The sequence below is a fragment of the Streptomyces sp. NPDC057424 genome (genome assembly GCF_042803315.1).
In the GTDB taxonomy this organism is placed as follows: Bacteria; Actinomycetota; Actinomycetes; order Streptomycetales; family Streptomycetaceae; genus Streptomyces.
The window spans coordinates 252,683-260,495 of sequence record NZ_JBHVCP010000004.1; the positions used below are offsets into that span (position 1 = coordinate 252,683).

6 protein-coding genes and 1 pseudogene are annotated in these 7,813 nt (G+C 73.4%); 5 read left to right on the plus strand and 2 right to left on the minus strand.

Going from position 1 to position 7,813, the window contains the following annotated elements; genetic code table 11:
• Positions 1–99 precede the first annotated feature (99 nt).
• The 5 genes from ACFU3E_RS06305 (at position 100) to ACFU3E_RS06325 (ending at position 5,076) form a co-directional block, all read left to right on the plus strand.
• A complete protein-coding gene (locus ACFU3E_RS06305; protein WP_384152839.1) occupies positions 100–1,014 on the plus strand; it encodes a bifunctional MaoC family dehydratase N-terminal/OB-fold nucleic acid binding domain-containing protein in 915 nt (304 codons plus the stop codon).
• Positions 1,011–1,403 carry a MaoC family dehydratase gene (locus ACFU3E_RS06310; protein WP_384152842.1) on the plus strand — a complete coding sequence of 131 codons (393 nt, stop codon included), beginning with the start codon at positions 1,011–1,013 and terminating at the stop codon, positions 1,401–1,403. Before ACFU3E_RS06305 ends, ACFU3E_RS06310 begins: the two co-directional genes overlap by 4 nt.
• On the plus strand, positions 1,400–2,572 hold the full coding sequence (locus ACFU3E_RS06315; RefSeq protein ID WP_384152845.1) for a lipid-transfer protein: 1,173 nt from the start codon (positions 1,400–1,402) through the stop codon (positions 2,570–2,572). Before ACFU3E_RS06310 ends, ACFU3E_RS06315 begins: the two co-directional genes overlap by 4 nt.
• Before the next feature lie 133 nt (positions 2,573–2,705).
• Positions 2,706–3,266 carry a SigE family RNA polymerase sigma factor gene (locus ACFU3E_RS06320; protein ID WP_384152847.1) on the plus strand — a complete coding sequence of 187 codons (561 nt, stop codon included), beginning with the start codon at positions 2,706–2,708 and terminating at the stop codon, positions 3,264–3,266.
• A gap of 148 nt (positions 3,267–3,414) precedes the next feature.
• Entirely contained in the window at positions 3,415–5,076 is a 1,662-nt protein-coding gene (locus ACFU3E_RS06325; protein ID WP_384152850.1) for a long-chain fatty acid--CoA ligase, read from the plus strand.
• Positions 5,077–5,230: 154 nt separating this feature from the next.
• On the opposite strand, the gene ACFU3E_RS06330 is transcribed toward ACFU3E_RS06325, so the two are convergent.
• Both ACFU3E_RS06330 and ACFU3E_RS06335 read right to left on the minus strand, forming a co-directional pair.
• Entirely contained in the window at positions 5,231–5,407 is a 177-nt protein-coding gene (locus ACFU3E_RS06330) for a hypothetical protein (RefSeq protein ID WP_384152853.1), read from the minus strand.
• A gap of 25 nt (positions 5,408–5,432) precedes the next feature.
• Positions 5,433–7,813: pseudogene (locus tag ACFU3E_RS06335) on the minus strand (nickel transporter); the annotation flags it as partial.

The following is a 7,813-nucleotide window of genomic DNA, read 5'->3' on the forward strand; positions in this document are numbered from 1 at the left end:
CAAGCGTCTGAGCGGCGGTACTCCGGTACCGCCGCGCAGGCGTTCTCGCGTTCTGCGGGGTCTTGACGGACCATCGAATCTGACGGACAGTCAGAAATTGTGAGTGGTGAGCCGGAGGTCCACGAGGAGTTCGAGGCGCGCCTGAAGGCCTACGAGGGCCGGCCGGCCGCCGCCACCGGGGTCGGCCGCGACCCCGTCAACGAGCCGATGATCAGGCACTGGTGCGAGGCCATGGGCGACACCAGCCCCGCGTACAAGGGGCCGGACGCCATCGCCCCACCCACCATGCTCCAGGCATGGACCATGGCCGGCCTCACCGGCCGCCCGGAACGCACGGCCGCCTACGACGAACTCCTCACCCTGCTCGACGAGTCGGGTCACGACGCGGTCGTCGCCACCGACTGCGAACAGGAGTACCTGCGCCCGCTGCGCCCGGGCGACGAGATCACCTTCGACTCCGTGATCGAGTCGGTGTCCGGCCGCAAGACCACGAAGCTCGGGGCGGGCTACTTCGTCACCACCCGCACGGATGTCCGGGCCGGTGGCGAACTCGCCGGCACCCACCGTTTCCGCATCCTCAAGTACGCTCCCGCACGCCGGCCTTCGCGACCGGTGGAACGCCGCCCCCGCCCCGTCGTCAACCGTGACAACGCCGGCTTCTGGGAGGGCGTGGCCCGCCGTGAACTGCTCATCCAGCGCTGCACCGCCTGCGCCACCCTGCGCTTTCCCTGGCTGCCGGGCTGCAACACCTGCGGCTCGCCCGACTGGGACACCGTCGAGGCGAGCGGCGAGGGCACGGTCTACTCGTACGTCGTCATGCACCACCCGCCCTTCCCGGCCTTCGAGCCCCCCTACGCGGTCGGCTTGATCGAGCTCGCCGAGGGCGTGCGGATCGTCAGCAACGTGGTCGGGGTGCCGCACGGCACAGTGCGGATCGGCATGCCGGTGCGGCTGGAATTCCGGCAGTACGACGACGCGTTGGTGCTGCCCGTCTTCCAGGGGGTGAGGCCGTGAAGGCGCCCCGCGCCGGCGACCGCCTCCCGGCCCTGGAGATCCCCGTCACCCGCACCCTGATCGTCGCCGGGGCGATCGCCTCCCGCGACTACCAGGATGTCCACCACGACCCGGAGATCGCCCGGCGGAAGGGCTCCCCCGACATCTTCATGAACATCCTGACGACCAACGGCCTGGTCGGCCGCTACATCACGGACCACTTCGGTCCCCGTGCGGAGCTGCGCCGGGTCGCCATCCGGCTGGGCGCGCCCAATCACCCCGGCGACACGATGGTCCTGACGGGCACGGTCGAGGAGGCCGAGGGCGACACGGTGACCGTCCGGGTGATCGGCGCGAACGGTCTCGGCGAGCACGTCACCGGCACCGTGACGGTGAGGGTCCCGGCATGAGCCCGACCATGCGGGACGGTCTCGGCGGGCGTGCGGCGATCGTCGGTGTGGGGGCCACCGAGTTCTCCAAGGACTCGGGCCGCAGCGAACTGCGGCTGGCCGTCGAGGCGGTGCGGGCGGCCCTCGCGGACGCGGGGCTGACACCGGCCGACGTCGACGGGATGGTCACCTTCACCATGGACACCAGCCCCGAGATCACCGTCGCCCAGGCCGCGGGCATCGGGGAGCTCTCCTTCTTCTCCCGCGTCCACTACGGTGGCGGCGCGGCCTGCGCCACCGTCCAGCAGGCGGCCCTGGCGATCGCCGCGGGCGTGGCGGACGTGGTCGTCTGCTACCGGGCCTTCAACGAACGTTCGGGCCGCCGCTTCGGCTCCGGGGTGCGGCACCGGGAGCCCTCGGCGGAGGGCGCGGCCCTCGGCTGGTCACTGCCGTTCGGCCTGCTCACCCCGGCCTCGTGGGTGGCGATGGCGGCCCAGCGCTACCTCCACACCTACGGGCTGACCCCGGAGGCGTTCGGGCACGTGGCGGTCATCGGCCGGAAGTACGCGGCGACCAACCCGGCGGCCTGGTTCCACGGCCGGCCCATCACCCTGGCCGACCACGCCGCCTCGCGCTGGATCGTCGAACCGCTGCGGCTGCTCGACTGCTGCCAGGAGACCGACGGCGGCCAGGCCCTCGTCGTCACCTCCGTGGAACGCGCCCGCGACCTGCCCCACCCGCCCGCCGTGATCGCCGCGGCCGCCCAGGGCGCCGGACGCGCCCAGGAGCAGATGACCAGCTTCTACCGCGACGGCCTCACCGGCCTGCCCGAGACCGCGGTCGTGGCCCGGCAGCTGTGGCGCACCTCGGGACTCGCGCCGGCCGACATCGACGTGGGCATCCTCTACGACCACTTCACGCCGTTCGTGCTGACGCAGCTGGAGGAGTTCGGCTTCTGCGCCCCCGGCGAGGCGGCGGACTTCGTGGCCGAGGAGCACCTGCCCCTCAACACGCACGGCGGACAGCTGGGAGAGGCGTACCTGCACGGCATGAACGGCATCGCGGAGGCCGTCCGGCAGATCAGGGGCACGGCGGCGAACCCGGTGCCGGGAGCGCAGCGGGTCCTGGTGACGGCGGGGACGGGCGTGCCCACCTCGGGACTCGTACTGACCGGCTGCCCCCAGGGGTGAACCCGCAGTGCCACGGGCCCCGGGCTCCACCTGGAGGAGGTGCAGTCGGCCCCACCCCTACAACCTGAGGGGGACTCCGCTTCGGGACCTGCGGCCGATCCGCTGGCCGTGCCGTCGCTCATAGCGTTGAGCCATGACCACACTCGTCTGCACGAGCGCTTCGAAGGCGGCCGGACCAGCGGCGCAGACCCTTCCGTACCCGTCGTTCTCGTCCTACGTCAGGGCCCGCCAGCCGGTGCTGCTGCGTACCGCCCGCTCGCTCACCGGCAACCCGAGTGACGCGGAGGACCTGCTGCAGACCGCCCTCGCCAAGACGTACGTCGCCTGGGAGCGCATCGAGGACCACCGGGCCCTCGACGGCTATGTGCGCCGGGCGCTGCTCAACACGCGGACCTCGCAGTGGCGCAAGCGCAAGGTCGACGAGTTCGCCTGTGACGAGCTGCCCGAACCGGAGCCGGTGCGCGGCGCTGACGACCCGGCCGAGCAGCAGGCGCTGCGCGACGCGATGTGGCGGGCGATCATGCGGCTGCCCACCCGGCAGCGAGCGATGGTAGTCCTCAGGTACTACGAGGACCTCAGCGAGGTCCAGACGGCCGCGGTGCTCGGTGTCTCGGTGGGTACGGTGAAATCGGCCGTCTCCCGGGCACTCGGCAAGCTCCGCGAGGACGCTGAGCTGGGGCTTGTCCGCCGATGAGGCGCCGCGCGGCCGGGCTGTGAGATGTTTCTCCGGCATGGCGTGATGTGATCGATCGTCCGGTCCTAGTGACATACCACGCGGTATGTGCGCAGAATCAGCGCAACCTTTACCACCGCGTAGGCAATGTCGCCCCCGGGAGGACGCCGTGCTGAGCACCATGCAGGACGTACCACTGCTGATCTCAAGGATCTTGACCCACGGGTCGACGATCCACGGGACATCGCAGGTGACCACGTGGACCGGTGAGGACGAGCCGCACCGCCGCTCCTTCGCGGAGATCGGCGACCGCGCGGCCCAGCTGGCCCACGCGCTGAGGGAGGACCTCGGTGTCACCGGCGACGAGCGTGTGGCCACCCTTGCCTGGAACAACGCGGAACACGTCGAGGCGTACTTCGCGATCCCGTCCATGGGCGCGGTCCTCCACACCCTGAACCTCCGTCTCCCGCCCGAGCAGCTGGCCTGGATCGTCAACCACGCCGCCGACCGCGTGATCATCGCCAACGGTTCGCTGCTCCCCCTGCTCGCCCCTCTGCTGCCGCACCTGAAGCCGGTCGAGCACGTGGTCGTCACGGGCCCCGGAGACCGCTCCCTGCTCGCCGGCGCGGCCGTACGGGTGCACGAGTACGAGGACCTGATCGCCGGCAAGCCGACGTCGTACGACTGGCCCGAGCTGGACGAACGCCAGGCCGCCGCCATGTGCTACACCTCCGGCACCACCGGCGACCCCAAGGGCGTGGTCTACAGCCACCGCTCCATCTACCTGCACTCCATGCAGGTCAACATGGCCCAGTCGATGGGCCTGACCGACGAGGACACCTCGCTGGTCGTCGTGCCCCAGTTCCACGTGAACGCCTGGGGCCTGCCGCACGCGACCTTCATGACCGGCGTGAACATGCTGATGCCGGACCGTTTCCTCCAGCCGGCCCCGCTCGCCACGATGATCGAGAGCGAGCGGCCCACCCACGCCGCCGCCGTTCCCACCATCTGGCAGGGCCTGCTCGCCGAGCTGACCGCGAACCCCCGCGACGTCTCCTCCCTCGGCCAGGTCACCATCGGCGGCTCGGCCTGCCCGCCCGCGCTGATGGAGGCCTTCGACAAGCTGGGCATGCGGGTCTGTCACGCCTGGGGCATGACGGAGACGTCCCCGCTGGGCACGATCGCCCGTCCGCCGGCCGGTGTGGCCGCCGGCACGGAGGAGGAGTTCGCCTACCGCCTCACCCAGGGCCGCTTCCCGGCCGGCGTCGAGGCCCGCCTGACCGGACCCGGCGGTGAACGCCTCCCCTGGGACGGCGAGTCCGCCGGCGAGCTGGAGGTGCGCGGCCCCTGGATCGCGGGCGCCTACTACAACGGCCCGGACGCCGAGCCGCTGCGCCCCGCCGACAAGTTCAGCGAGGACGGCTGGCTCAAGACGGGCGACGTCGGCACGATCTCCGCCGACGGCTTCCTCACCCTCACCGACCGGGCCAAGGACGTCATCAAGTCCGGCGGCGAGTGGATCTCGTCGGTGGAGCTGGAGAACGCCCTGATGTCCCACCCGGACGTCGCCGAGGCGGCCGTCGTCGCCGTCCCCGACGACAAGTGGGGCGAGCGCCCCCTGGCCACGGTGGTCCTCAAGGAGGGCTCCACCGCCACCTTCGAGACCCTGCGCGCCTTCCTCGCCGACGAGGGCCGCATCGCCAAGTGGCAGCTCCCCGAGCGCTGGACGGTCATCGAGGCGGTCCCGAAGACGAGCGTAGGAAAGTTCGACAAGAAGGTGCTGCGCCGGCAGTACGCGCAGGGGGAGCTGGACATCACGTCCCTCGGCTGACGGGCCGCCTCCCCCCGGGGCCCCTGGCTGTGGCCGGGGGCCCCGGCGCATGCCGCCGAAGCGCGAACCGACCGGTCCGGCGGCTCGCCTGCCCCGGCACGTCACTCCTGGCTGGATTGCAGAGCCGGGCGTCGGGCTGGAAGACGGGGGACCGTCATGGAGTACGGGGACCGTCATGGAGTGGGGAGCGGCTCCTGCCGTGGTGACGGCGGCCGAAGGCGTGCAGACCGAGTTCCAGCAGAACCTCGCCGTCGCCGTCGCGGGAGGCGGCCAGCGCCGCGTGCACGGCGATCGCACCGGCGCACGGCGCCCACAGCCCGCTCGTGATCAATACACCTTGTGCCCCTGCCGGGGCACTAGTTGGTGCCGATCCGGCTGAGCAGCTCGACGATCCTGGTCTGCACCTCGGAGCTGGTGGACCGCTCCGCGAGGAAGAGCACCGTTTCCCCGGAGGCCAGCCGCGGCAGGTCGGCCTGGTCGACGGCGGCGGTGTAGACGACGAGAGGGGTGCGGTTGAGCTGCCCGTTCGACCGCAGCCAGTCCACGATCCCGGCCTGGCGCCGATGCACCTGGAGCAGGTCCATCACCACCAGGTTCGGCCGGAACTGCCCCGCCAGCGTCACCGCGTCCGCGTCACTCGCGGCCCGCGCGACCTGCATCCCGCGCCGCTCCAGGGTCGCCGTCAGCGCCAGCGCGATCTCCGCGTGCTCCTCGATCAGCAGGACCCGCGGCGGGTGCTGCTCACTGTCGCGCGGCGCCAGCGCCTTCAGCAGCACGGCCGGATCGGCACCGTACGCCGCGTCCCGCGAGGCCTGCCCGAGCCCGGCCGTGACGAGGACGGGCACCTCGGCGGCCACGGCGGCCTGCCGCAGCGACTGCAGTGCCGTGCGCGTGATCGGCCCGGTCAGCGGGTCGACGAACAGCGCGGCGGGGAAGGCCGCGATCTGCGAGTCGACCTCCTCGCGCGAGTTCACGATCACCGGCCGGTAGCCGCGGTCGCTCAGTGCCTGCTGGGTGCCGACGTCCGGAGCCGGCCACACCAGCAGCCGCCGCGGGTTGTCCAGCGGCTCCGGCGGCAACTCGTCGTCCATCGGCTGCGGCCGGGGCGGATCGGCCACCTCGACGGCCCCGCCGGGCCCGTCCAGCGGCTCGGGTCCCTCGGCGGCGTTCTCGTCCGGTGCGCCTATGGCGTACGACCGCCCGCCGCCCTCGGTCAGCTGCGCGAGCCGTGACTGACCGGCGAGTGACGGCTGCGCCGCACCGGGGCCGGGGGCCTGGGCGGGGGCCTGCGCGGCGACCGGCGGCGGCGTGTCCTCGGCCGCCGGATGCGGTCGCGCGGCCTGCTCGGGGCGGGGTTTCTGCTCCCCCGGACGCGGCTGCCCCTGCTCCGGGCGGGCCGCCTGGTCCGTACGCGTCGCCGGGTCGGGCGGCGTGCCGAGCTTACGGCGCCGGCCCGAGCCGCCCGGCTGGTGCGGGGGAGGCGTCGCCGACTGCTGCGGGGCGGACTGGGGGACGGGCACGGCCGACGGCTGCTGGTTCGGGGCCGCCTGCCGGTTGAACGGCACGCCCTGGCCCAGCGTCCGCACGCTGATCGCACGCCCCTGCGTCGAGTTCGGATCGACGGGCGCCGCGGCCTCCGCGGGCAACGGCTGAGCCGCCCGCGGCGCGCCCTCCGGCGGCAGCGGGGTGCCCGGGGCGGGGGTGTTCTGCTGCGGAGACCGGGGTGACGTGCCGTTCGGGGGCGCGGGGTGTGCGGCACCGGCCCCCGACGTGTCGTCGGCGGCGGGCCAGGGCTGGGCGGCGGGGGCGCCGCTCTGCGGCGGGACTCCGTGGGCGTTCGTGCCCTGGGCCGGAGTTCCCTGAGCGGGCGTGCCCTGGGGCGGGGTGCCCTGCCCGGGAGCGGCCTCCGCCGGGAGCGGCAGACCGGCGGAGGACTGCTGGCCCGGTGCGGCGACGCCCTGCTGCGGCAGCGGCTGGGCCGGGGCCGGGGGCTGCAGGGCCTGCCCCGGGAGGGCCGCCTGCACACTCTGCCCGAGCCCGCCCTGAGCGGGGACGGACACGCCCTGCGGCTGGGTGCCCAGAGGAGCCTGGACGTGGGGGACGTTCCCCTGTGCGGGCACGGCGTTGCCCTGCGGGTGAACGGCGTTCCCCTGCGCGGGAACCGGCACGCCCTGCGGCGGCACGGCCGTACCCGGCGCGACGGGGGAAGCGGCGACGCCGGCCTGGACGGGTGCACCCGCGCCAGGCGGGATCTGCCCCTGCGGGATCTGCCCCTGCGGGATCTGCCCGGTGGCGTCCTGCTGCGCGGGAACGCCCTGCGCGGGAACAGCCTGCGCGGCACCGGCAGGCACGGAACCCGCGGGCACGGAACCCGCGGGCATGGGACCTGCCGCCGGCGTGGCACCCACAGGTACGGAACCGGCAGGCGCGGAACCGGCAGGCACCGGCCCCACCTGGTCGGTGCTCCCCGGGACCTGCGTTCCGGCTCCCTCGGCCGGCTGCGGCGCCGCTACGGTACGTCGCCGGCGGCCGGTCGGCGCACTGGTCGGATGCGGCTGCGGCGGAGTGTGATCGGCGGACTGGTCGTGCGGAACGGCGTCGTGCCGCCCCTCCTCGGCCACTCGGTCACCGGCAGCAGCCGCACCGGGAACCGCCGCGGCCCACTGTCCCTGAACCGGCACCTGTCCCTGAACCGGCACCTGTCCCTGAACCGGCACCTGTCCCTGAACCGGCACCG